Below are 22,549 nucleotides of genomic sequence, written 5' to 3'. Positions count from 1 at the left end.
ATTATCATGAAAATATTGAGAGTAGAAAGTACATTAGCGGCTTTAGTGCTCGGCGGCGCAGTGCTGGCAGGCTGCTCCAGTAATAGCGGGGCGGCTCAGGATATGGTCGTTCCGGTTAAAATCAGCCAAGCACAGCAGGGAATTATCGGACAGGGGAATATTTATACAGGAACGGTTACACCATCGGAGACGGTGAACATCGTGCCTAAAGTGGGCGGTAAAGTGGTTGAACTGCCTGTGGATATTGGCTCCGAGGTTAAAAAGGGTCAAGTACTGTTCAAGCTTGATGATAAGGACATGCGGAATAATGTTGCGAAAGCCCGCGCCGCAGCAGCTGCGGCAGCAGCCGGAGTAAGCACCGCTCAAGCATCCCACGAATCTACGATGGTTCAGGCAAACTCGGGCTTAGTGCAGTCCAAGAGTGGCGTGATTCAATCCCAAAGTGCAATCAATCAGGCACAGGGAGCTATTAATCAAGCCACTACAGCCGTAGAACAAGCAACACATGGTGTCTCCTCGGCAGCCAATACGGTGAAACAAACGCAGCAAGCTTTGGCAGATGCACAGAAGAATGTAACACGTACACAAAGTCTATTTGATGCAGGTGCGAGCACCCAAGCTCAATTAGAACAAGCCAAAACAGCAGTCGTGAATGCGGAAGCGGCTTACAATAATGCACAAAATGCGCAGGCTAACGCGCAAGATCAGCTGGTAGCTGCGCAGAAGGCTCTAACTACAGCTCGCAACAGCTATGATTCAGCAAAAAATAGCTACAGTAATGCAAATAGCGGTTACAGTAATGCGCAAAATCAGCTCAAAGTATCTCAAAATACTGCGGTTATCGAGTCCAGCCAACAATCTCTTAAGCAGGCTCAGCTGAATGTGAACATTGCTCAGGATGCATTGGATGACACCGTTGTTACATCACCGATCAATGGTATTGTGGGCACGAAAAATGCAGAAGTGGGCGAAATGGTATCCGCTCAGTCTCCTGCGCTGGTCATCGCTAATCTGAGTACGGTCAATACATTGATCTATGTTCCAGCGGAGCAGATCAACAATGTAAAAGCAGGTGACAAGGTACAGGTTCGTGTTGCAGCTTCCAACATTGTAACAACAGGTACAGTTAAAAATGTAAGCCCGTTGGATGCAAGTGGAAAAGGCTATCCTGTAAAAATCTCAGTAGCGAATCCAGACACGAAACTGAAATCCGGCATGTTGGCTGATATCAGCTTTGTCGCTGCCAATGCACAAGAAGGAATTGTGGTTCCTACTGCGGCAGTTCAAAAGGATCAAGGTAAAGAATATGTATATGTTGTAAACGGAGACCATGCGAAACGTAAGGAAGTGAAGACTGTTCAGACGGCAGGTTCACAAACACTCGTTACCAGTGGCTTGAGCAATGAGGAGAATGTGATCGTGAATAATCTGGCATTGCTGTCCGATAACTCACCGATTACAATTAGCCAATAATTAGGCTCTAAACTTACGTACTATATAATAGTAGAAGTTTATTATGAATATGCAAAGACAGCCTGCTTAGGGGGCTGTCTTGTTTTTATTTCATTCAGCAAATTTTACATAGGATTAATGTCGATATGGGACTATTTTTGACGAACATTGGTAGAATAGGATAGACTAAATTGGAAATAGATAGTTTACGAGATCTCAGACAAGCGATCGGAGGAATTGTAAGATGGAAGTGAAATTGGTAGTGGATTATGAAGCTTATGAGAATGGCCAAACGATGGCTAAATCTATTGAGGAACTGGCAGCCAAGCCGGAGAGCGCGCAAGTTACAGATCTCATCATTGGAGATTGGGGCGGCGCCTATGAAAGTTCACCAGAGGATTTTATCCCAGTGTTAGTGAAACTCAAAGATCAATTCCCTAAGATACGCAAACTGTTTATTGGTGATATGGAATACGATGAGTGTGAGGTTTCCTGGATTAACCAGACGAATCTGTCCCCATTGTTAGAAGCGTTTCCAGCATTGGAGTCCTTTCATATCAAAGGTAGCCAGGACCTGAGCTTGGAGCCGCTTCGTCATAACCATCTTCAAGAATTGGTTATTATCTGTGGTGGTCTGCCTGTGAGCGTTCTTGAGCAAATACGTAATGCTGAACTGCCTGAACTGCGCAAGTTGGAACTGTATTTGGGTGTCGAGAACTATGGCTTTGACGGTAGCCTGAAAGATGTTTTGCCGTTTTTAGACAGCAATCCTTTTCCCAAACTTACATACTTGGGACTCAAAGATAGTGAAATACAGGATGAAATTGCTATTGCAGCAGCTAATGCCCCTGTGATTGGACAATTGGAAGTGCTGGATCTCTCACAAGGTACGTTGTCTGATAAAGGTGCAGAAGCGCTACTGGCTAGTGAAAGTATAAAAGGGCTGAAGCATCTGGATTTGAGCTATCATTATATGTCTAGTGAAATGATGCAACGTTGGAAAAGCTCAGGTCTATCTGTGAACGTGGAAGATCAACAAGAAGCGGATGAGGAAGATGATTGGCGCTATCCATCACTGACTGAGTAATTTGTACAAATGGATTTCTAAAACGGACTGTTTTCAAAATTAAATTGATCTAAAGTGAGGCGGCTCTATGGTTAGGATGTCAGACTGTAATGTCAGCGAGCCGTTTATCTTGTTCGGTAATCCGGGAAATCGTCGAACTACTGGGCTGCAGGAGGCGAGAAGCAGATTAATGCTTCCGCCCGCTCTGGAGGTTTCCTATAAGAATGTGCTGGAAGCTATTCGGCAGAAACAAGGTCTGAGCGAGCTGATGTTGCGAATAGCTGCACGAGCTACGCAAGATAGCGTGAATGGCAGTTCCTTTGTGCAAGAGAGCATTGATCAGTTACTGGCGGGGCAGATGGACAGTGGTCCGCTGCTTCGTCTGGATGCACCGGGCGAAAGCTTTGAGGTAGAGCGTGAGTTGATTGCTCTGGGTGCCTCGGATGGTGAGGGAGACGATTCTCTGTTGCCATGGCCCGAATGGACACAAGGCACAGGTATATCGGCGGCAGAAGCGCGATGTCTGCAGGAGCAGCACGGTCGTATTTGGCACCCGGCACAATGGTTCCGGGGCTATTGCCGTCTGCTGGCCTGGCTGCGGGATGAAGTGGCTCTGCTCTGGCCCTCGTCACACTGGATGAACGACCCGGCGGAAGTTGCCGTGATGTTCGACAAACGGCGTTGTAGCGCCGATTTAGGCAAGGCAGATATAAGGGTTCCACCAGTGCTTGCATCTTCAGGTGGTGCATTTCGTGATGTTGTCGATCTGCACACGGCAATGAAGGAGAGCGGGTTTCACCGCGTATTTGTGAAAATATTTTGTGGGTCCGGTGCTTCTGGTGTCATGGCCTATCAGGTACATCCCCACACACACGCGGAACTGGCAGTGACCACGATTGGAACGGAAATCATACACGGACAGCGCGTGTATTATAATGCCGGACGATTGCGTCGTTATACGGATAAGCAGGACATTCATGCTATCCTTAACTGGCTATGCCTGGAAGGGGTACATGTGGAGCGCTGGATTCCCAAAGCAACCTTGAATGGGCGTGTTTATGATGTGCGCCAACTCGTGTGCGGATCAGAAGCTTGCCATGCGGTTTTACGTTTGAGCCACAGCCCTATTACGAATTTGCATTTGCGTAATGAGCGGCTCTCGCTGAAGGAAGCCGGATTACCGCAGAATACGGTGGAATCGGTCCAGCTTACGGCGAAAGCCGCTATGAGTGTTTTTCCAGCCTCCATGGTTGCTGGACTGGATGTGCTGGTTCCGGCTCATGGTGGTCATCCCTATGTGTTGGATGTTAATCCGTTCGGTGATTTGCTGTACCGAGTTGAGCATCAGGGTTGGAATCCGTATGAATGGGAAATGCAGCACCTCGCTAATAGGAGCGTGGGTACGGAAAGGAAAAACAGATATGACTGATATGAATCAAATTGTCGGCTCTCATGATATTGTCATGATTACGCTTGATACTCTGCGTTATGACGTAGCAAAGCTGGAAGAAGAGAACTGTCCGAATTTGTGCGGCTCCGGGTCGTGGGAAAAACGCCATACACCGGGTAGCTTTACCTATGCTGCACATCATGCTTTTTTTGGCGGATTTTTGCCGACTCCAGCGAATACAGATAAGACTTCACATATTCGTCTGTTCCACACCAAGGATACGGGATTGCGTACGCATTCACATACGTGGCTGTTCGATGCCCCGGATATTGTGTCCGGGCTAGAGGGTGAAGGTTATCGGACCATCTGTATCGGCGGCGTTATTTTTTTCACAAAGAAAAATAAGCTTGCCAAGGTGCTGCCTGGATATTTCCAAGAAAGCTACTGGCGTATGAACTTTGGTGTTACCAACCCCCGTTCGACGGAGAATCAGGTGAATCATGCTCTGAAACTGTTGGAAAATGCAGACCCGTCACAGCGCTTGTTTTTATTTCTGAATGTATCAGCGATCCATGGGCCTAATCATTATTTTGTGAAGGGCGCAGCCAAAGATTCAGTGGAGTCTCAACGGGCAGCCTTGCGGTATGTGGATGGTGAACTTGGACGTTTGTTTGATGCTTTGCGAAATCGGGGCAAGACGTTTTGCATGGTTTTTTCCGATCATGGTACAGCTTATGGGGAAGACGGCTATGAAGGACATCGTCTGGCGCATGAGGTAGTCTGGAATGTGCCTTACCGCGAATTTATTTTATAGAGCAAATAGAAGTATAGATTGCACTGGTAAAATATCAAGAAATCAATCCAGCGTGAGGAAGGAGCAGAAATGAAAGCCATAAATCTGAATCACTCGCATCCAGCGGATGCGCCAGCCCCGGAGATAGACACAAACTTAGCACCGTCTAGGTTTCAGTGGCCTGAAACTCCTGCTGAATGGGCAAGCACAATCCGTGAAGCTCCTTACCGCTCCTATCTGTACTCTTACCCGCATAAAACGGCCTATCGTCCGTTTGATACACCAGTCTCATTACAGGAGTTGTGGGAGAAGGAGGAGTTAGAAAGCTATTTTTTGTATATGCATATTCCATTTTGCGCGGCTCGCTGTGGGTTTTGTAACCTGTTCACTTTGCCGGACAAGCGTCTGGATGTACATAAGGAGTATGTGGATGCACTAGAAAGACAAGCCAAGCAATGGACACCCATTATGGGGCGTCGACCTTTTTCACGTTTTGCGATCGGCGGCGGTACACCGACCTTACTGGAGGCTCCTTTGGTGGAGCGCTTGTTTGACATTGCGGAAAATATTATGGGACTGGACCCTAAGCGAGCTTCTATTTCGGTGGAGACCTCTCCCGATACTGTGACTGAAGACAGGTTGGAGGTGCTCAAGCGCCGCGGGACAGATCGTGTCAGTATGGGAATTCAGAGCTTTGTGGAATCAGAAAGTGCCGCCATATACCGACCTCAGAAGCCCAAACTTGTTAGAGAAGCACTTGAGCGGCTGGTGGAATACAACTTTCCTTTGCTGAACGTAGATCTGATCTATGGCTTGCCTGGTCAAACGGTGGAAACCTGGCTGTATTCTTTAGAGGAAGCCCTGTCTTACTCGCCAGGAGAAATATTTCTTTATCCGTTATATATTCGAGAAAATACGATTTTAAAGCCAGGCTATACCGGGCTGGATCATGATATTCGCCTTAGCTTGTATGAAGTGGCGCGCGAACGGCTCAAACAAGCAGGATATGTACAATACTCCATGCGCCGTTTTGCTAAAAATGATGGTATATCCAACAAAGAGCTTTTACCCTACAGTTGCCAGGAGGAAGGTATGGCTGGTCTGGGGTGTGGTGCACGCTCCTATACACGCAATGTCCACTATGCCAGCCGTTATGGGGTTAGTGCAGCAGCTACCCGTAGCATTATCGCAGATTATGTTGCTGCGGAACGTCATGATCTGGCTGACTACGGCTTTATTTTAAATGTGGATGAGAGTAAGCGACGCTTTATCTTAAAGGCGCTTCTTCATCGGGAAGGTTTGGAGCTATCAGCCTATGCAGAGCGCTTCGGTGTATCCCTGTCGGACGATTTTACAGGAATGTCGTTGCTGCTGGAATCCGGTATGGCTGTCGTCGAGGAGGGCACGCTGCGACTTACAGAGGAAGGAATGGCCTATTCCGATGCGATTGGGGACTGGATGATCTCCACGTCAGTACGTGAGCGTATGGAAGGATATGTAGGCGCATGAGAGCGACCTTATATTATCGTGGTTCGTTGACCTCGTGTAACTATGCTTGCCCTTATTGCCCGTTCAGTAAAAACGTTGATAGTCGGGAAACGTTGAACAAGGATCGGGTCCAGTTGGAACGTTTTGCTGATTGGGTACGGAAACAGGGCGTTTTGGGGCATCGTCTCTCTATTTTTTTTAATCCGTATGGAGAAGCCTTGATTCATTCCTGGTATCGCAAGACCATGATTGAGTTTTCCCACATGGCGCATGTGGAAAAAGTGGCGGTACAGACGAATCTCTCGACGAAGCTGGATTGGACGAAAGAACTGAACGCGGAGACTGCTGCGCTGTGGGCTACATATCACCCTGGAGAGACGAAAGAGCAAGTTTTTATATCGCAGGCTATGAAGATATATGAACTTGGTATTTCCTATAGTGTCGGTACCGTCGGGTTAAGACAAGCCTTCCCAGCTATTCGTTCCTTAAGATCGCAACTTCCAAGGGATGTTTATTTGTGGATCAACGCTTACAAGGATCGACCCCATTATTATACAGATGCTGAAGTTACTGAATTAACTGCGATCGACCCCTATTTTCAATGGAATTTAAAGGATTATAGCAGTCAGGGACGGGCATGTCGCGCCGGTGAAGATGTATTTTATGTCCAGGGTGACGGAAGAGTAAAACACTGCTATCAGGATCGACGGGTGCTTGGACACTTATATAGAGATGGTCTTAAGGGTCTGAGTGGCAAACGTCCGTGCCGGATGAAAGAATGCGGCTGCTATATCGGCTATATTCATATGGAAGAGCAGCCGTTTTGGGAAATGTACGGTAGTAGCTTACTCGAAAGAGTGCCGCAAGTACAGGTATCTCCGGTTCCATCATTTAGCAGAAAGGCTATTCATAGAGATAATGAATCCATATAACAAGGGGTGTCCACATCTAAATGTAATACTATAGCACCTTGATCTATTAGAAAAACGATCAACAAAAAACCGACCCTTGCCATCAAGCAAAGGTCGGTTCATTTGTTTTATAATAACTCTATACGACAATAACTCTATACGACTGTTCTATGCGATATAATCAAGTTTGGATGATAGCAGTAATTTCTTCATCCAGATCCAATCTGATTTGTTCGCGATAGGCACGAATATTGTATTCGGAATATAGGTATCTCAGAATGGCTTCAATCATATTGGCTTCCACCAGATATTGACTGCGGCCCTGTACATGGACTTCTGCTGAATAACCTGTATCCTCTTCCCAGCTTAGTTCTACTGTCACATCCGTGGGCTGGACACCTTTACGTTCAGCCATATGCAAGCAAATAGCGTTGACAATCTCATCCATACTCAAAATCATAGCTTAGTAACGTCCTCCACGGGAATCATCTGGTCTGCGACGATTTTTAATAGCACGGTAGATACCTACTCCGATCATGATCAGGACGTAAATGGCCAGAACGTTAACGGCAAGGCCAAGCAAGCTGCCCAATGCGCCCATGTTGCCGAACAATCCGCCGAAGAGCATACCTGCCAAACCGCCCAGCATCATACCTTTCAGAAATCCGCCGCCACCGCCAAGGAATCCACCGGTTCTGCTTGTATTACCAGCAGTTGCCCCTGACTTGGCTCCGCTATCTGACTTATTAATTCCATTGCTGTCATTCGCCTTGCTTGGTGTAGATTGGTATGATTTAGGTCCGGATTTAAACCCGCCGCCTCGCCTTGCGTCAGCTGTAGATGGTGCGATCATAGCAATGAGTAGGGTAAAAGCCATCATCAGCATCATCATATTTTTCAAAGTGAATGTTTTTTTCATGTAAATATAATCCCCCTTAGTAAATTTGTTTATAGGTCAAACAACCGCTTACCAGTAATACGAATGGCATGGAAAAGGGTTTCAAAGAATTTTAATTTTTAAAAAATTAAATAATAACGTCCCATAAATCCTATGCATGGATTGGCTAAAACATTCAGCTTTGCGGCTTAAGTGAAAACGGATTAGTGTCAGCACTGACATCACCGGCAAGCAGCATACGCAGAACCATTTGGCACCATTCCAGACCTGCTTTAGCATTCAAAAGTCCTTTTTGTACTAAAATATAGTCACCAAAGTTCTTACTGCCAAAATGTAAATTCTCTGCAGGAATATCGTTCAGGATATCCTCAAGATGCTGGATTTTCTGAATAAAATGACGTTTGCGTTCCTCCAGCATACGATTGGCACTACTTTTGTCCGTTAACCAAAGACAGAACAGTCGAAGACTTAATTCATCCCGTGTAACCGGAGCAGCTAACGCTTCCTGGGACCATTGCTGAAGCATATGGATTCCCTTGTCGGTAATGGTATACATTTTCTTATCAGGCTTGTCGGACTGCTGAATCCAACGGGAGGCTAGCAGTTCCTTGCTCTCCATACGGGCCAGTAGCGGATAGATCTGACTGTGCTTGGCCTGCCAAAAAGGCTGGATACGCAACATCAGATCATAGCCGGAGGATTCCTCTCTTGCGAGAAGCCCCAACAGACCATACGATAGTAAATTCATAGATCTTATCTCCTTCATCCATCATAGTAACGGTTGTAACAGCACTGCGGCAGCTATTCTGCAGCTTCATGAAAAGTGTACACTGAAACTGTATGGTTTGACAACTTTCAGTCAGGTCGTTCACAGGTTAGCCAAAATTGATTCTTGTCATTCTCCACGTATATGTGCTTTTTTTCATAAAAAAGGGTAGTTTAAGCTCGTATGTACGAGCTTAAACTACCCTGGTAACCTTCTGCCGAAGCGTATCCTATTTACTGTTCATTTCCATCAACGAGAAGTGTTAACGCTCCTGTATCTGGATGAATAACCATGCCGTGAACGGGGGCATTAGGAGGGAGAAGCGGGTGATTTTTAATAAGCTTCACGGTAGTTCTTACCCCTTCTTCAATGTTGTCAAAACCTTTTAACCATTTATTTAGCTTAATTCCTGAATTTTCTAATGTATTCAGCACTTCCTGAGAAATTCCGCGATCGAGCATTTCATTGACCATGTGGTCTGCATTTAATGCAGCCATGCCGCACTCATAATGACCTACAACGACGACTTCGTCTGCTCCCAGCTCATACAGGGCGACTAGCACACTGCGCATTACACTTCCAAAGGGCTGTGAAATAATAGCACCCGCATTTTTGATGATTTTCACATCACCGTTGCGCAGGTTCATGGCTTTCGGGAGTAACTCCGTTAGCCGTGTATCCATACAAGTGATAATGACCATTTTTTTATTGGGGAACTTGCCCGTTCTATAGGCCTCGTATTCTTTGTTTTCTACGAAAACACGATTGTACTCTAAAATTTCTTTGATGTGATTCACGATTGTTCCCTCCAGATTCTATTAAAGTTTGATATGTACAGCCCAACGTTTATTTTAGGTCTTAGGAGCTGGTCGTACATGTTGTGAGTTGATTATACTTTTTAATATAAGTATCATCAAGTATAGGTATTGTAAAGTTTTATCCATTTTAAGTTAAAGAGGTGACCTCAAATATGGCGCAACAGACGTTGGATCAATTGACGGCTTTAAAGGAGCTTTCACACAAAATCAGTAGTTATGGCGAAGCAGTAGGTCTGCTGCACTGGGATTTACGAACTGGTGCTCCGCGCAAGGGTGTTGACATTCGGTCGGAGACGTTGGGTATGCTGTCCACTGAAATGTTCAAGCTGATGATCTCGGATGAAATGGGACAATTGCTGCAATTTTTTGCCACAGTAGATAAGCTGGAGCAACTGGAAGACAACGATCGCAGATTGGTGGAGGAATGCCGTAAAAATTATGACCTTAATCGTTCGGTTCCGGCAGACCGATACCGGGATTATAGCATTCTTGCAGCGCAGGCAGAGAGCAAGTGGGAGGACGCAAAGGGACATAGCGATTTTGTCGGATTTGAACCCTACTTGTCTAAAATCGTAGACATGAAGCGCGAATTTATCGGCTACTGGGGGGTTAAGGATACAGAGTATGACACGCTTTTGGATCAATATGAACCGGGGATGACGGTTGAAAAACTGGATGCTGTGTTTGATCGTCTCAAAAAGCGCCTTGTGCCACTGCTGTCTAAAATTCAGGCTTCACCGAACCAGCCGGATAAGAGCTTTTTAGATGGTGTGTTTGATGTGAAGCAGCAGGAGAAGTTCAGCCTGTTCATATTAGGTCAGATGGGGTATGACTTTGACGCAGGCCGCTTGGATGAGAGCGTACATCCTTTCGCAACAGGATTAAATCCAGGTGATGTGCGTATAACAACACATTATCTGCAAGATGATGTAACCAGTGCTATTTTCAGTTCGTTGCATGAAGGAGGCCATGCGCTGTACGAACAAAATATTGCTCCTGAGCTAGCAGGATCACTACTGTCGGGAGGAACCTCTATGGGGATTCATGAATCCCAGTCCCGCTTGTGGGAAAATAAAATCGGACGCAGTCGTGCTTTCTGGGATCGGTATTACGATGATTTGCAAAAGCATTTTCCTGATCGCTTGGCAAAGGTTACGGCAGATCAATTCTATCGGGCAGTCAACCGTGTGGAAAATTCACTGATTCGTATTGAAGCGGATGAGCTAACATATAATTTACATATCATTATCCGTTATGAAATTGAAAAAATGTTGTTTAATGAAAAGCTGGATGTGAAGCGTCTCCCTGAGGTGTGGAATGCGAAATATAAGGAATACCTAGGGTTACTTCCACCGAATGATGGACTGGGCGTACTTCAAGACGTTCACTGGTCCGGTGGTGATTTTGGCTATTTTGCTTCCTACTCGCTTGGCAATATGTATGCAGCACAAATTTTGGCGACATTACGCAAAGAGTTACCAAATCTAGATGAATTAATCTCTGCTGGAGAACTTGAGCCGATCAAGCAATGGCTGACCGAACGTATTTACCGTTACGGCAAGAGCCGGACGCCTTCCGAGTTGATTGTAGCCATTACAGGTGAAGATCTGAACCCGGATTATCTCGCCGACTACCTGGAAGAGAAATATACCTCCATATACAAGCTGTAAATCATATGCCATCTTCCCCACGTTCCCGGGCGAACGTGGTTTTTTTTTGTGCAATTAACCAATATATCGACAACCGCATAACAATATATGAAGTCAACGGATGTAAAAAGGTGGGGAGGGAATAAGGATGAAAAACGGCGCTCGTTTCAAAGCTGTGGTGGCTGCGGCACTACTCGGATTACTGTTGCTCAGTGGGTGCACCCCCAAAGGGGGGGAGCAGACAATTGAGATCAGACTAGGCGAGGTAGCCCGTACGGTCTTTTATGCGCCGCAGTATGTAGCCTTGAGCCAGGGAATGTTTGCTCAGGAGGGACTGGATGTCCAATTGGCAACGATTCCCGGGGGGGACAAGGCGATGACGGCGTTGTTGTCCAACCAGGCGGATATCGCGCTCATCGGCGCGGAAACATCTATTTATGTGTATCAGCAAGGAGCAGAGGACCCTATCATTAATTTTGCCCAACTGACACAGAAGGATGGAACCTTTTTGTTTGCCCGTCAAACGCAGGATAACTTTGCATGGAAAAAGCTGAAAGGACAAAATTTTTTGGGGCAACGCAAGGGAGGAATGCCGCAAATGTCACTTGAATTTACGCTTCGCAAACACGGCATTGATCCTCATAAGGATCTGAAGCTGATTCAAAATATTGATTTTGCTAATGTTGCCTCTGCTTTCGGCTCGGGTACAGGGGATTATGTACAGCTATTTGAGCCACAGGCATCTATTTTTGAAAAGGCAGGTCGTGGGCGGGTAGTTGCCTCTATCGGTGTGGAGAGCGGCGAATTGCCGTATACGGTATATATGGCTAAGCAAAGCTACCTGAAGGCAAATAGCGAGGCTGCACAGAAATTTACAAATGCTGTATATCGGGCACAACAGTGGATTGCTACGCATTCACCTGAACAGATTGCCGAAGCAATCACGCCCTATTTTAAAGATACAGATTTAGCTATTTTGACGAGTAGTATCAAGCGATATAAGGAACAGAGCACCTATGCTTTGAACCCGATGATTGAGGAAAAGGAATGGAAGAACTTACAGGATGTCATGACCTCGGCAGGGGAGCTTAAAAGTCCAGTTGCACTGGATAAGCTAGTGAACCCAAGTTTTGCCCAACAAGCGATTTCGTCAAATTCTACCGGAAATACTGAACCGCCTGTGAAAAAGAGCACAACTGAATCTACGGATGCAGGTGTCGATGCTGGAGGTTCGTCATGATGGAGGAACGGAGTGATCTAACTTCGGACGCGACAAGACCGATGGTGAGACTGGAGCAAGTGACGCATGTCTATGTAACGGATCGTGAAGCTTCGCTGGCGGTTGAGAATATTGATTTTTCCGTAGAGACAGGGGAGTTTGTCAGCTTGGTCGGCCCAAGCGGCTGCGGCAAAACGACGATCCTGTCCATGATCGCAGGGCTACTGCGTCCAGCGGCAGGCCTAGTCATGTTGCAAGGTCAGCCGGTAAGTGGGCCGAGTCCAGAAGTTGGTTACATGCTGCAGCAGGATTATCTGTTCCCGTGGCGGACGATCATGGAGAACGCATTGTTGGGTCTGGAACTAGCCAACAGAGTAGATGAAGCTGCACGTGAGCAGACAAGGCTGTTACTGGAAGGCATGGGTCTGGGAGGGAAGGAGCATCTGCATCCATCCCAGTTGTCTGGGGGAATGCGCCAGCGCGTGGCGCTGGTACGGACGCTGGCGACCAATCCGGGATTGCTGCTGCTGGATGAGCCGTTCTCCGCGCTGGATTATCAAACCAAGCTACAGCTGGAAGATCTGATTGCGGAAACCTTGCGCGAGCGGAGGAAGACGGCTATTTTAGTCACACATGATTTGGCCGAAGCCATTGCGGTCAGTGACCGGATTATAGTGATGGGTCGAAATCCTGGTCATGTCCGACGTACCTTCGAGATTCCGGGTTGCATCCGAGAAGCTCAGCCTTTTTATGCACGCGAGCAGCCGGGTTTTAATGAGCTTTTTCATGAAATATGGGGTGAACTGGAGGCTTCGGGAGCAAAGGAGTGAGTTAACGTATGAAGGACGAAGCGGATCAGCTTGAGCAACGTTGGATTCAAGGACTACATCAGGCGTATTTACGCAGCAGGCGTTCGCAACGATGGTTAGTGACAGGGGTACAGACAGCTATTTTACTGCTTTTGTTTGTATTATGGGAAATTGCAGGTCGATTGAAGTGGATTGATGTACTGTTGTTCAGCTATCCGAGCAAAATTTTCACCCAGATCGGTAAGGATGCGGTCAGTGGTGAATTATGGGGACATGTAGGTGTCACCGTGGGAGAGACGATGGCGGGGTTTTTACTCGGTACACTGTTAGGTACGTTGCTGGCTGTACTTATTTGGTGGTCACCGTTTTTGTCGAGGGTGCTTGACCCCTATATGGTCGTGTTCAACAGTATGCCTAAGGTGGCGCTAGGTCCAATTTTTATCGTTATGTTTGGGGCGGGATTTACTGCTATTCTAATGACAACCCTCTCCATTACGGTCATCATTACGACACTAGTCGTATACAACAGCTTTCAGGAAGTCGATTCGAATCTAATCAAAGTGGTTCGCACGTTTGGCGGATCACGCCGTGATACGTTTCAAAAGGTGATTTTGCCTGCATCCTTTCCTGCAATTGTCTCTACACTGAAAGTGAATGTGGGTATGGCATGGGTTGGCGTGATTGTTGGTGAATTTCTGGTGGCTAAAAACGGCTTAGGCTATTTGATTATCTATGGTTTTCAGGTATTCAATTTCACGCTGGTTATGTCCAGTTTGTTGATCATTGCTGTCGTAGCTACTCTGATGTATCAGGCGGTCGTGTATGTGGAGCATCGCCTGCTTTCGGGTCGTCCTCATCGGTAATAATAAAAGTTCTGAACATTTGTGTAAAACGTGAAAATAAAGTACCATGAAAAATGAAAATACTTAAAATTTATGAAAATGCTAAAACAGATTTCATCCAGAGAGGACAGAATTTTTTCATGGGCTTTCGTACGATTAAAACGGCTATTGCCGCATTAATGGCCGTACTTATTGCGGAGGGTTTTGGCATTCATGGTGCTACCTCAGCAGGGCTTTTAGCGATTTTGGGGGTGGATGTCACACGCAAGAGAAGTCTCCGTACTATTTCGGCGAGATTTTTTGCATCCGTCGTGGGGCTTCTTTTTGCTTGTGTTTTGTTTGTAGTATTCGGATTCCATGATTGGGTACTGGCATTATATATTTTAACGGCGTTTCCAGTCATTGTACGGGTGGGCTTTAAAGAAGGGATTGTCACCGGTTCGGTCGTGGTTTTTCGCGTATTCAGCGGCGGCGTGATTGATATGGAGGTACTGCTGACCCAGCTAGGTCTGCTAGTGATTGGACTGGGTTCCGCAATGATTGTCAATTTAGCCTATATGCCGGGTTCTGATAATACCATGCAACAAATTCGGCAGGAGGTAGATCGGACATTTTCTGTTATATTCAGAAATATGGCCAATACGCTGCGTAGTCCAGCATACATATGGGATGGCAAGGAAGTTATTGAAGCGAACAGCGTGATAGCCAAAGGGGTCACTGAGGCGGGGCGTTCCTTGGAAAATCAGATGCTTCGTCCCCAAGAGGGCTGGAATGTGTATTTTTATATGCGAAAAGAACAGCTGGATTCGATCCAAAACATGATGCAGTTGATCGCACAAATGTATCAGCATATGCCGCAGGCCAAGCTTCTGGCTGAGCTGTTCGACCAGCTTAGCAATGACGTTTTGGCTGGACATTATACGGGACAGACCGAGAAGCTGCTGGAGCAGGTTCGTGAAGAATTTAAAGCCATGGAGCTTCCCGCAACCCGGGAGGAATTTGAGATTCGTTCGGCATTATTACAGCTTACACATGAGCTTCATCAGTATTTGAAAATTGCGAAAAAGGACAAGGCCCCTACTCCAGTAAGAAATTAGAGTAAAGGCCTTGAGCGGCTACTATCCATGACGGACAGTAGCCTTTTCTTGTTCAGTGTCGGTAGAAGCCGGATGGTTTAAAGTCCGTTTGTGCCGAATTCGGTCTGTGATCCATAAGACAGCGGTGATCAGGCAAGGATACAGCATAGCCCATCCGACAAAGGGGAAAACGACCGCTGTAGAGATAAACGATATCCAACTAATGGCAACGCCCCAGCGACTACCACGTAGAAGTTTAATTCCTGCTGCGCAACCGCCGAGATAGGTCAGAATAAAGGTGGCGTTCGGGAACTGGATCAGGTTAGTGAGTGAAACAGTACCACTACCGTACAACACCATAATGATCACGAAGCAGACGCTAAGAAAAGCAATGCCTCCGATAGGGGTGTGGAATCGTTGGGATAACATGCCCATCCAGCGAAAGGCCTGTCCTTGCCGGGATAAAGCATAAGCGACACGTGAAGCGGCACCCACATAAGCAATAATAGTAGCGGTACAAATAAAGATACCCGTCAAGCCTGCAATTATCGCGCCCCATGGCCCAATAGCCCGACTAATCACCCATACGAGCGAAGCATCCGAACCCCCTGCAAGGTAACTTTGTGTGCCCACAGTAGCCAGCGCTGTTAAGAAATAAAGCAAACCAACAATGACGGCTGCAATGGTCACACCTCTAACGGCCGCCCGCCGGGGATTAGTGAATTCCTCTGACATATGGGACACGGCCTCCCAACCGATAAAGCACCAAAACAGAATCGCGGCCGCTTGACCGACGGAGAGCCAGCCATGTGGAGCAAACGGGGTGAAGTGGATTGTTTTCATCTGAGGAAGTGCTGCGGCAATGGCGAATATAAGGACAGCAACGATAGCTATGACGACTGCGATCTGAATACGTCCCGCGACCTTCATGCCGATCCAATTGATGATCAGGCCCACCGCCAGCATAGCAGCGGCTAACATCATGCGGCTTTCCTCTCCCCAGCCCATGGCTGCGGTCATATAGCCGGCTCCGGTGAGTGCGGCAACAGGAGCCCCAATCGGAACTGACATGAGAAAAAACCACCCGATATAAGCACCGGCACGTGGTGAAAAGGCCAACGTGACAAAATGCGATACTCCACCCGCATTCGGGAATTTGGCGGATAGAAGACCCATAGAAAGTGCCATTGGCAAGATGAGCAGGGTCATAAAACCCCATGCCAGCAGCGATGCCGGTCCCGCCATTTGGGCGGCAAGACCAGGCACAATCAATATTCCCGAACCCAGTACAGCTCCGATATAGAGTGCAATGGCCTGTGGAAGACCAATGGTGGATTGAAGTTTACTTTCACTTGTCATGCAGAAAAGCCTTCTTTCTATTGTTATTTTCTCCAGCTTATCAGATAATCAATCTATCGGAAAAACGGAATATAACGATTGCTTGCATCGAAAAAAACGATTGAAGGAGCGGATTATGGAATCGCGGCATTTGTTTACCTTTTTAAATGTAGTTGAGGCAGGCAGTTTTACGCGAGCAGCGCGTATACTGGATTATGCACAGTCGAGTATCACTGCTCAAATTCAAACGCTGGAGACTGAGTTGGGTACGCCGCTTTTTGATCGCATTGGCAAGAAAATCATGCTGACGGATGCCGGGCGACGTCTGCTGCCCTATGCGCAGGAAATTTCCAAGATGCATGCTATGGCTAAGGATGCGCTTCGTTCAGAAACGGAATTGGCAGGCACGCTGAAAATAGGAGCACCAGAGTCTCTGGCCGCTTTTCGTCTACCGAGTCTGATCCGTGAGTACAGGGAGCGGTATCCGAAGGTTAAAATTGTCCTCAAACCCGGCGAATGCTGGGAATTACGCGATTTGATCCGTTCCGGTGAGCTGGATTTGGCTTTTTTGCTTCAGCCCGAGACAGAGGATAGAGAACTGAATGTCACCACGCTTATTCACGAGCCGATGGCCTTGGTTGCGCCACTCGAGCATTCGCTGGTTACCTATACCCAGGTAGAGCCTGCTGACTTGAAGGATGAAACCATTTTGCATACAGAGGCAGGATGTACGTATCGTATCCTTTTTGAGCAGTATTTGAATAAACACGGTATTTTTTCAGACCCTAGCCTGGAATTTTGGAGTATTGAAGCCATCAAGCAGTGTGTCATGGCTGGGCTGGGTATTGCGTTGCTCCCGCTAGTAACGGTACAAAATGAGTTACGAGAAGGTAAAATGGCGCGTTTAGCCTGGGATGACAGTGAACAGCAGGTGGCTACTCAGGTCGCTTATCACACGAAAAAGTGGAAATCCCCGGCTCTTAGCGAATTTTTACAGATCGTTGAGCAGCATGTAACACATTGGCGTGCATGAGTTCAAGCCATCACGGCATATGCTTATACAAATAATATTTTTTCCTTTTCGCCTATTCACTCAACATTCGCCCACAACCTGCATACATATGTATGGAATGATTGATTGTATGGAGGAGGTTCAAGAATGGCATTAAGTCATAAAAATCGTAGAGAGATTATTACCAAAGCGATCTGTGGTAAAGGTCGCAGATTCTCTACCGTAACCCATACCGTAACTCCGCCGAATAATCCGACGAGCATTTTAGGGGCATGGATTATTAACCACCAGTATGAAGCTGTGGCGGCGGGGGACGGCATTGAGGTCGTCGGGACGTATGATATCAATATTTGGTACTCATACGATAAAAACTCGCAGACCGATGTTGCCAAGGAAACGGTGTCGTACGTAGAAAATGTGCCGCTCTCGTATCTTGATCCGAAGCACCGGGCGTCTACAGTGGAAGTATCCGCCGAAGCTACACAGGAGCCGAGTTGCGTCGAGGCCAGTGTGTCTTCTGGAGGTGGCAGCGTAATGATCCGGGTCGAGCGGGAATTTGCGGTGGAGCTGGTGGCGGAAACGAAGATTGTTGTAGAAGTATTCCCGAATGGCAGCAGCGATGATTTTGACAAAGACTTTGATTTTGGAGCGGAAGAGGGGGACTATGAGGAGCTCGACCCCGACCTCATTGACGACGAGCTCTGACAGAAGCAACCAAAAAGAGGGCCGCTTTACTCTTGCGCCGGCTGATTCTGCGCAGGGGGCAAAGGCCCTCCTTTTTTGTTGTTGCGGGTTGAAATTGGATTGAAATCCGTACGTAGTTCGTAGGGGGGATATAATGCAGCAGCCAGGACAGGCGCTCATACGCTTCAGGCAGATGCCAAATGATGAAAAAAAGCGTAGACTGGAGCGTTCAGGCATAGCGGTGCAGTGGATGGATAGCAGTATAGCAGATTTTGCGATAGGCTACGCGGTGCAAATCCATCAACTGCGAGTGTTGGAGATTCGTAGGCGTGCCATCGAAGGCCCTTCCAAAGTCCGCGCATACGATCTGTCTGAACTGGATCAACATTCACCGCTCTATGTCCGGATGGAGCGGCTAGCTGTACGTGCGTTGTATACACTGGGTTTGGACAGTGGTGAGGTGATACTGACGCCGCTGGGGGAGCGCAGCTGTCAGGTGCGTGAAGTCTCGGCACAGCCATGGTTGAACGATAGACGTTTGGCCGCGCTATATGAAATTGCTGCGCGCGAAGGGGATGTTGAGGGTGAGAATCTTTCAGCGCAACGAGGGAAAGATCGACTACTCATCGGAATGGACCCTGAATTTGTGCTGATTCGTATGCCAGAGGGACGGGTCGTGCCGGCCTCAAGATATTTGGGTCGTCTCGGCATAGTCGGCTGCGATGCTGTTACGCGTCGAGGACGAACGCTGTATCCAGTCGCTGAGCTTCGTCCTGCTCCGAGTGGAGATCCGGACCGTCTGCTGAAGCACCTGCGTCAAGCTTTTGCAACCGCAGCCCGGCGCATTACCGACCGCACACTCATCTGGCAGGCGGGGGGGATGCCGCAACCGGGTTTTCCACTGGGCGGACATCTGCATTTCAGCGGGGTTGCGCTAAACGGTGCCTTGCTCCGGGCACTGGATAACTATTTGGCACTGCCTTTGGCGCTACTGGAAGACAAGCGTGCGGCCCGGCGCAGACCGCATTATGGCAATTTGGGTGATTTTCGACGTCAGTCGTATGGAGGCTTTGAATATCGTACACTGCCCAGTTTTCTTATCTCGCCACAGCTAGCTAAAGGGGTGATTGGTATGGCGTTTCTCATTGCTACTCAATATCCGCGTTTGCAACGTAGGCCGCTGGGTGAAGAGGAGGCTCACAGAGCCTTTTATGAAGGAAATCAATTTGTGCTTAAGGAGTATATGGAACCTCTTATTTTAGATATGGTTTCACTGGAAATATACTCGCAATATGAAGCTTATGTAGCGCCATTGCTGGACAGCCTCCGCAAGGGGAAGCAGTGGGATGAATCACGGGATTTGCGCCCCTTTTGGAAGCTTACGTAAAATCAAGTGTCGACACCAGGAATGGTTTCATGTTATCGACTGTCATTTTTGATATAATGAGAGATAATTATAAGTTTAAACGGAACAAAGTGTGGGGGTTAGTAAACGGTATGTCTAAATATACACCGATGATTGAGCAGTATTTATCCATAAAAGAGCAGGCTAAAGATGCATTTTTGTTTTTCCGTCTGGGAGATTTTTACGAGATGTTTTTCGATGATGCAATTCTTGCATCCAAGGAGCTGGAAATTACACTTACGGGTCGTGAGGGTGGCGCCACGGAAAAAATTCCGATGTGCGGCGTGCCTTATCATTCAGCGGAAAATTACATACAGCGCCTCATTGAGAAAGGTTATAAAGTGGCCATCTGTGAGCAAATGGAGGAAGCCTCAGCTACGAAGGGGATGGTGCGGCGGGATATTGTCCGCGTTGTGACCCCGGGTACAGTAATGGAAGGCAAGGTGCTGGGTGATAAATCCAACAACTACATGGTATGTGTCACAGAGACGGACGGGATGCTGGCTCTTGCGGCGTGCGACTTGTCAACAGGTGAATTGTATGTGACCTCTGTGCCTGATTCGAAAGAATGGCTACTAGATGAAATTAACATTTATGAGCCGTCCGAAATGTTGGGGGATGGTCATCTGCTCGATTTTGTGTCTTCCCGTATGTCCCCCGTTGGACGGCGTGTCGTGTATACGGCCTGGGACAAATCCAAGGATGATTTGGTTCGGGATCAATTTGGCGAAGCCACGTGGGCAAGGCTTACGGAGGAACGCAGACGGTGCGTATCACGCTTGATTTCCTATTTGAATGAAACGCAAAAAAGATCGTTAGGCCAATTGACCCAAATCTCCGTATATGAGCCAAACCATTTTATGATTCTGGATCCATTTACCCGCAGGAATCTGGAACTGGTGGAGACAGTACGTGAACGCTCCAAGAAAGGCTCGCTGCTGTGGCTGTTGGATCGCACAGAGACTTCCATGGGAGCGCGTCTGTTGCGTCGTTGGATCGACAAGCCGTTGTTGAGCGGCAGTCTTATTGAGGAACGCTTGGAGGCGGTGGACAAGCTATACCACCAGTTTATTTTCCGAGAGGATGTACGTGCTCAGCTTAAAGAGATTTACGATCTGGAGCGTCTGGTTGGGCGGATCGCCTTTGGCAGTGCTAATGCACGTGATCTGATCGCTCTCAAGCTGTCGTTGGCCCGAATTCCTTCTTTACGCGAATTGTGTGCTGAATCTCCTTCGAAGACGCTGAGACGGATTGCACAAACGTTGGATAGCTGTACAGACCTGTGTACATTGATTGAGGAAGCGGTGGCGGATGAACCGCCGATTTCCGTAAGGGATGGAGGTCTTATTAAGGAAGGCTACCATCAGCGTCTGGACGAACTGCGGGAGGCGAGTGTCAACGGTAAGCGTTGGATCGCTGAGCTAGAGGCCAAGGAACGTGCAGCAACCGGCATTCGATCACTTAAAATTGGATATAACAAAGTATTTGGTTATTATATCGAGGTGACCAAATCCAATTTGGCTTCATTACCAGAAGGTCGATATGAACGCAAACAGACGTTGGCGAATGCGGAACGGTATATTACACCGGAGTTGAAGGAACAGGAATCTCTAATTCTGGAAGCCGAGGATAAAATGGTTGATCTGGAGTATACGCTTTTCTCCGAGCTTCGCAGTAAACTAAACGCTGAAATTCCCCGTTTGCAAAAGCTGGCAGAGCAAGTGGCTGAAATTGACGTGTATCAGTCGCTGGCATCGGTTAGCGCGGAACGGGGATTCGTGAAACCTGAGCTGACTACAGGATATGATTTCGTAGTGGAGCAGGGTCGCCATCCCGTGGTGGAGGCTGTAATGAAAGATGGCGGTTTTATCGCCAACAGCACGGTATTGGAGGAAGCGGATGCGCATATTCTACTTATCACCGGGCCGAACATGGCTGGGAAAAGTACGTATATGCGTCAGGTCGCACTTATTGCAATTATGGCTCAAATTGGCTGTTTTGTCCCTGCTGCACGTGCCAAGGTGCCGATGCTGGATCGCATTTTCACACGGATCGGCGCAGCGGATGATCTTATCGGCGGGCAGAGTACGTTTATGGTCGAAATGGCAGATATCCAAGTAATGACGGACAAGGCAACTCCGCGAAGCTTGATCATTATTGATGAACTGGGACGAGGTACGTCTACCAGTGAAGGAATGGCAATTGCACAGGCAGTCATCGAATTTGTCCATGACACGATCGGCTGTAAGGCACTGGTATCCACGCATTTCCATGAGCTGGCGCATTTGGAGCAAGGCCTGTCTTCGCTGCGAAATTACTCTATGGCCGTGCAGGAAAGCGGCGACAAAGTGAATTTCCTGCGCAAGCTCATACCGGGAGCGGCTAGCAGTAGCTATGGTATTTATTGTGCTCGGCTTGCAGGCTTGCCCAATAACATTATTGAGCGAGCGAATGGACTGCTGAATGGTTTTGAACAGGCAGCGGCTCAAGTAACGGCAGGTACCGAGATAGTAGTAGGAGGGAAGGAAGGGACTGATCTTCGTACAGTTTCAGGGACAGAGGATATTTCTTCTTTGACCAAATATAATTCAGGCCAGACATTGCGAGAAAGCGGAGAAACTGCATCATCAGCTCAGTCTTTATCACAGCAGGCGACCCTGGTAAAAGAAGATACTCTACAGACTGTGGAGGATTCCAGCAGGTTGGAGCAAGGAGCAACCGAAGTGGTACAGCTGTCCATTTTTGGAGAGCAGGAGCTTGCCACCTCCAAGCCCCACGCAGAGACAGTAGAGACGAATCCAATTGTGCGCCAAATTTTGCGCAAGGTGAAGAATGCTGATGTCATGAATATGACTCCTTTACAGGCAATGCAGCTATTAAATGATCTTAAAAATAAGGCCAATGGCCTGTAGTTAAAATAAGTGACATTATTC

The 22,549-nt window shown here is 47.5% G+C and carries 20 protein-coding genes; 15 read left to right on the top strand and 5 right to left on the bottom strand.

Translation table 11 applies throughout. The features are described 5' to 3' along the window. Positions 1 to 6: 6 nt before the first annotated feature. The 6 genes from MHH57_RS13935 to MHH57_RS13910 all read left to right on the top strand — a co-directional run bounded on the left by MHH57_RS13935 (position 7) and on the right by MHH57_RS13910 (position 7,121). Entirely contained in the window at positions 7 to 1,473 is a 1,467-nt protein-coding gene (locus MHH57_RS13935) for an efflux RND transporter periplasmic adaptor subunit (protein ID WP_039271208.1), read from the top strand. 223 nt (positions 1,474 to 1,696) lie between these two features. Beyond that, positions 1,697 to 2,539 (top strand): STM4015 family protein, encoded by an 843-nt coding sequence (locus MHH57_RS13930; protein WP_039271210.1) that lies wholly within the window; start codon positions 1,697 to 1,699, stop codon positions 2,537 to 2,539. Between the two features lie 67 nt (positions 2,540 to 2,606). Beyond that, positions 2,607 to 3,947, top strand: coding sequence for an STM4014 family protein (locus tag MHH57_RS13925; RefSeq protein ID WP_069010633.1), 1,341 nt, complete (start codon positions 2,607 to 2,609; stop codon positions 3,945 to 3,947). After that, the gene (locus MHH57_RS13920) at positions 3,940 to 4,722 is read left to right on the top strand and encodes an STM4013/SEN3800 family hydrolase (RefSeq protein WP_069010631.1); all 783 of its coding nucleotides are present in this window, start codon (positions 3,940 to 3,942) and stop codon (positions 4,720 to 4,722) included. The genes MHH57_RS13925 and MHH57_RS13920 overlap by 8 nt, the downstream gene beginning before the upstream one ends. A gap of 69 nt (positions 4,723 to 4,791) precedes the next feature. Further along, complete coding sequence (locus tag MHH57_RS13915) at positions 4,792 to 6,210, top strand: STM4012 family radical SAM protein (RefSeq protein WP_069010629.1); 1,419 nt, start codon at positions 4,792 to 4,794, stop codon at positions 6,208 to 6,210. Then, entirely contained in the window at positions 6,207 to 7,121 is a 915-nt protein-coding gene (locus tag MHH57_RS13910) for an STM4011 family radical SAM protein (protein ID WP_342434228.1), read from the top strand. The genes MHH57_RS13915 and MHH57_RS13910 overlap by 4 nt, the downstream gene beginning before the upstream one ends. 160 nt (positions 7,122 to 7,281) lie before the next feature. On the opposite strand, the gene MHH57_RS13905 is transcribed toward MHH57_RS13910, so the two are convergent. From MHH57_RS13905 to MHH57_RS13890, 4 genes are all read right to left on the bottom strand, one after another. Next, positions 7,282 to 7,560, bottom strand: a complete 279-nt coding sequence (locus tag MHH57_RS13905) for a YxcD family protein (RefSeq protein ID WP_039271218.1) — start codon at positions 7,558 to 7,560, stop codon at positions 7,282 to 7,284. Positions 7,561 to 7,563: 3 nt separating this feature from the next. Continuing rightward, a complete protein-coding gene (locus MHH57_RS13900; protein WP_069010626.1) occupies positions 7,564 to 8,019 on the bottom strand; it encodes a hypothetical protein in 456 nt (151 codons plus the stop codon). Between the two features lie 154 nt (positions 8,020 to 8,173). Beyond that, positions 8,174 to 8,746 carry a PadR family transcriptional regulator gene (locus MHH57_RS13895; protein WP_013310597.1) on the bottom strand — a complete coding sequence of 191 codons (573 nt, stop codon included), beginning with the start codon at positions 8,744 to 8,746 and terminating at the stop codon, positions 8,174 to 8,176. A 251-nt stretch (positions 8,747 to 8,997) separates the two neighbouring features. Further along, positions 8,998 to 9,561 (bottom strand): carbonic anhydrase, encoded by a 564-nt coding sequence (locus MHH57_RS13890; RefSeq protein ID WP_029518130.1) that lies wholly within the window; start codon positions 9,559 to 9,561, stop codon positions 8,998 to 9,000. Positions 9,562 to 9,734: 173 nt separating this feature from the next. Between MHH57_RS13890 and MHH57_RS13885 the strand changes: the two genes are divergently transcribed. The 5 genes from MHH57_RS13885 to MHH57_RS13865 all read left to right on the top strand — a co-directional run bounded on the left by MHH57_RS13885 (position 9,735) and on the right by MHH57_RS13865 (position 15,198). Next, on the top strand, positions 9,735 to 11,252 hold the full coding sequence (locus MHH57_RS13885; protein ID WP_069010624.1) for a carboxypeptidase M32: 1,518 nt from the start codon (positions 9,735 to 9,737) through the stop codon (positions 11,250 to 11,252). Positions 11,253 to 11,379: 127 nt separating this feature from the next. Beyond that, positions 11,380 to 12,471, top strand: a complete 1,092-nt coding sequence (locus tag MHH57_RS13880) for an ABC transporter substrate-binding protein (RefSeq protein WP_069010623.1) — start codon at positions 11,380 to 11,382, stop codon at positions 12,469 to 12,471. Next, positions 12,468 to 13,280, top strand: a complete 813-nt coding sequence (locus tag MHH57_RS13875; RefSeq protein ID WP_069010621.1) for an ABC transporter ATP-binding protein — start codon at positions 12,468 to 12,470, stop codon at positions 13,278 to 13,280. Before MHH57_RS13880 ends, MHH57_RS13875 begins: the two co-directional genes overlap by 4 nt. Before the next feature lie 8 nt (positions 13,281 to 13,288). Beyond that, entirely contained in the window at positions 13,289 to 14,122 is an 834-nt protein-coding gene (locus MHH57_RS13870; protein ID WP_013310592.1) for an ABC transporter permease, read from the top strand. 119 nt (positions 14,123 to 14,241) lie between these two features. Next, the gene (locus tag MHH57_RS13865; RefSeq protein WP_029518125.1) at positions 14,242 to 15,198 is read left to right on the top strand and encodes an aromatic acid exporter family protein; all 957 of its coding nucleotides are present in this window, start codon (positions 14,242 to 14,244) and stop codon (positions 15,196 to 15,198) included. Positions 15,199 to 15,219: 21 nt separating this feature from the next. On the opposite strand, the gene MHH57_RS13860 is transcribed toward MHH57_RS13865, so the two are convergent. Then, positions 15,220 to 16,536 (bottom strand): amino acid permease, encoded by a 1,317-nt coding sequence (locus MHH57_RS13860; RefSeq protein ID WP_029518124.1) that lies wholly within the window; start codon positions 16,534 to 16,536, stop codon positions 15,220 to 15,222. 115 nt (positions 16,537 to 16,651) lie between these two features. Here MHH57_RS13860 and MHH57_RS13855 point away from each other — a divergent pair, with 115 nt between their 5' ends. The 4 genes from MHH57_RS13855 (at position 16,652) to mutS (ending at position 22,528) form a co-directional block, all read left to right on the top strand. After that, on the top strand, positions 16,652 to 17,548 hold the full coding sequence (locus MHH57_RS13855) for a LysR family transcriptional regulator (RefSeq protein WP_029518123.1): 897 nt from the start codon (positions 16,652 to 16,654) through the stop codon (positions 17,546 to 17,548). 126 nt (positions 17,549 to 17,674) lie between these two features. Further along, positions 17,675 to 18,232: an outer spore coat protein CotE gene (locus tag MHH57_RS13850; RefSeq protein WP_013310588.1), complete on the top strand. Its 558-nt coding sequence runs from the start codon at positions 17,675 to 17,677 to the stop codon at positions 18,230 to 18,232. A 133-nt stretch (positions 18,233 to 18,365) separates the two neighbouring features. Continuing rightward, positions 18,366 to 19,598 (top strand): hypothetical protein, encoded by a 1,233-nt coding sequence (locus MHH57_RS13845; RefSeq protein WP_342434227.1) that lies wholly within the window; start codon positions 18,366 to 18,368, stop codon positions 19,596 to 19,598. A 110-nt stretch (positions 19,599 to 19,708) separates the two neighbouring features. Further along, on the top strand, positions 19,709 to 22,528 hold the full coding sequence (gene mutS / locus MHH57_RS13840; protein ID WP_342434226.1) for a DNA mismatch repair protein MutS: 2,820 nt from the start codon (positions 19,709 to 19,711) through the stop codon (positions 22,526 to 22,528). The last annotated feature ends 21 nt before the right edge of the window (positions 22,529 to 22,549 follow it).

The organism is Paenibacillus sp. FSL H7-0442 (assembly GCF_038593105.1).
Lineage (GTDB): Bacteria > Bacillota > Bacilli > Paenibacillales > Paenibacillaceae > Paenibacillus > Paenibacillus polymyxa_D.
Note: the sequence above shows the minus strand (reverse complement) of the source record. Positions and strands in the feature narration are given on the sequence as shown.

Coding starts and splice junctions, on each gene's coding strand:
- MHH57_RS13935 (WP_039271208.1), top strand. CDS start 7: ATGAAAATATTGAGAGTAGAAAGTACATTAGCGGCTTTAGTGCTCGGC.
- MHH57_RS13930 (WP_039271210.1), top strand. CDS start 1,697: ATGGAAGTGAAATTGGTAGTGGATTATGAAGCTTATGAGAATGGCCAA.
- MHH57_RS13925 (WP_069010633.1), top strand. CDS start 2,607: ATGGTTAGGATGTCAGACTGTAATGTCAGCGAGCCGTTTATCTTGTTC.
- MHH57_RS13920 (WP_069010631.1), top strand. CDS start 3,940: ATGACTGATATGAATCAAATTGTCGGCTCTCATGATATTGTCATGATT.
- MHH57_RS13915 (WP_069010629.1), top strand. CDS start 4,792: ATGAAAGCCATAAATCTGAATCACTCGCATCCAGCGGATGCGCCAGCC.
- MHH57_RS13910 (WP_342434228.1), top strand. CDS start 6,207: ATGAGAGCGACCTTATATTATCGTGGTTCGTTGACCTCGTGTAACTAT.
- MHH57_RS13905 (WP_039271218.1), bottom strand. CDS start 7,560: ATGATTTTGAGTATGGATGAGATTGTCAACGCTATTTGCTTGCATATG.
- MHH57_RS13900 (WP_069010626.1), bottom strand. CDS start 8,019: ATGAAAAAAACATTCACTTTGAAAAATATGATGATGCTGATGATGGCT.
- MHH57_RS13895 (WP_013310597.1), bottom strand. CDS start 8,746: ATGAATTTACTATCGTATGGTCTGTTGGGGCTTCTCGCAAGAGAGGAA.
- MHH57_RS13885 (WP_069010624.1), top strand. CDS start 9,735: ATGGCGCAACAGACGTTGGATCAATTGACGGCTTTAAAGGAGCTTTCA.
- MHH57_RS13880 (WP_069010623.1), top strand. CDS start 11,380: ATGAAAAACGGCGCTCGTTTCAAAGCTGTGGTGGCTGCGGCACTACTC.
- MHH57_RS13875 (WP_069010621.1), top strand. CDS start 12,468: ATGATGGAGGAACGGAGTGATCTAACTTCGGACGCGACAAGACCGATG.
- MHH57_RS13870 (WP_013310592.1), top strand. CDS start 13,289: ATGAAGGACGAAGCGGATCAGCTTGAGCAACGTTGGATTCAAGGACTA.
- MHH57_RS13865 (WP_029518125.1), top strand. CDS start 14,242: ATGGGCTTTCGTACGATTAAAACGGCTATTGCCGCATTAATGGCCGTA.
- MHH57_RS13860 (WP_029518124.1), bottom strand. CDS start 16,536: ATGACAAGTGAAAGTAAACTTCAATCCACCATTGGTCTTCCACAGGCC.
- MHH57_RS13855 (WP_029518123.1), top strand. CDS start 16,652: ATGGAATCGCGGCATTTGTTTACCTTTTTAAATGTAGTTGAGGCAGGC.
- MHH57_RS13850 (WP_013310588.1), top strand. CDS start 17,675: ATGGCATTAAGTCATAAAAATCGTAGAGAGATTATTACCAAAGCGATC.
- MHH57_RS13845 (WP_342434227.1), top strand. CDS start 18,366: ATGCAGCAGCCAGGACAGGCGCTCATACGCTTCAGGCAGATGCCAAAT.
- mutS (WP_342434226.1), top strand. CDS start 19,709: ATGTCTAAATATACACCGATGATTGAGCAGTATTTATCCATAAAAGAG.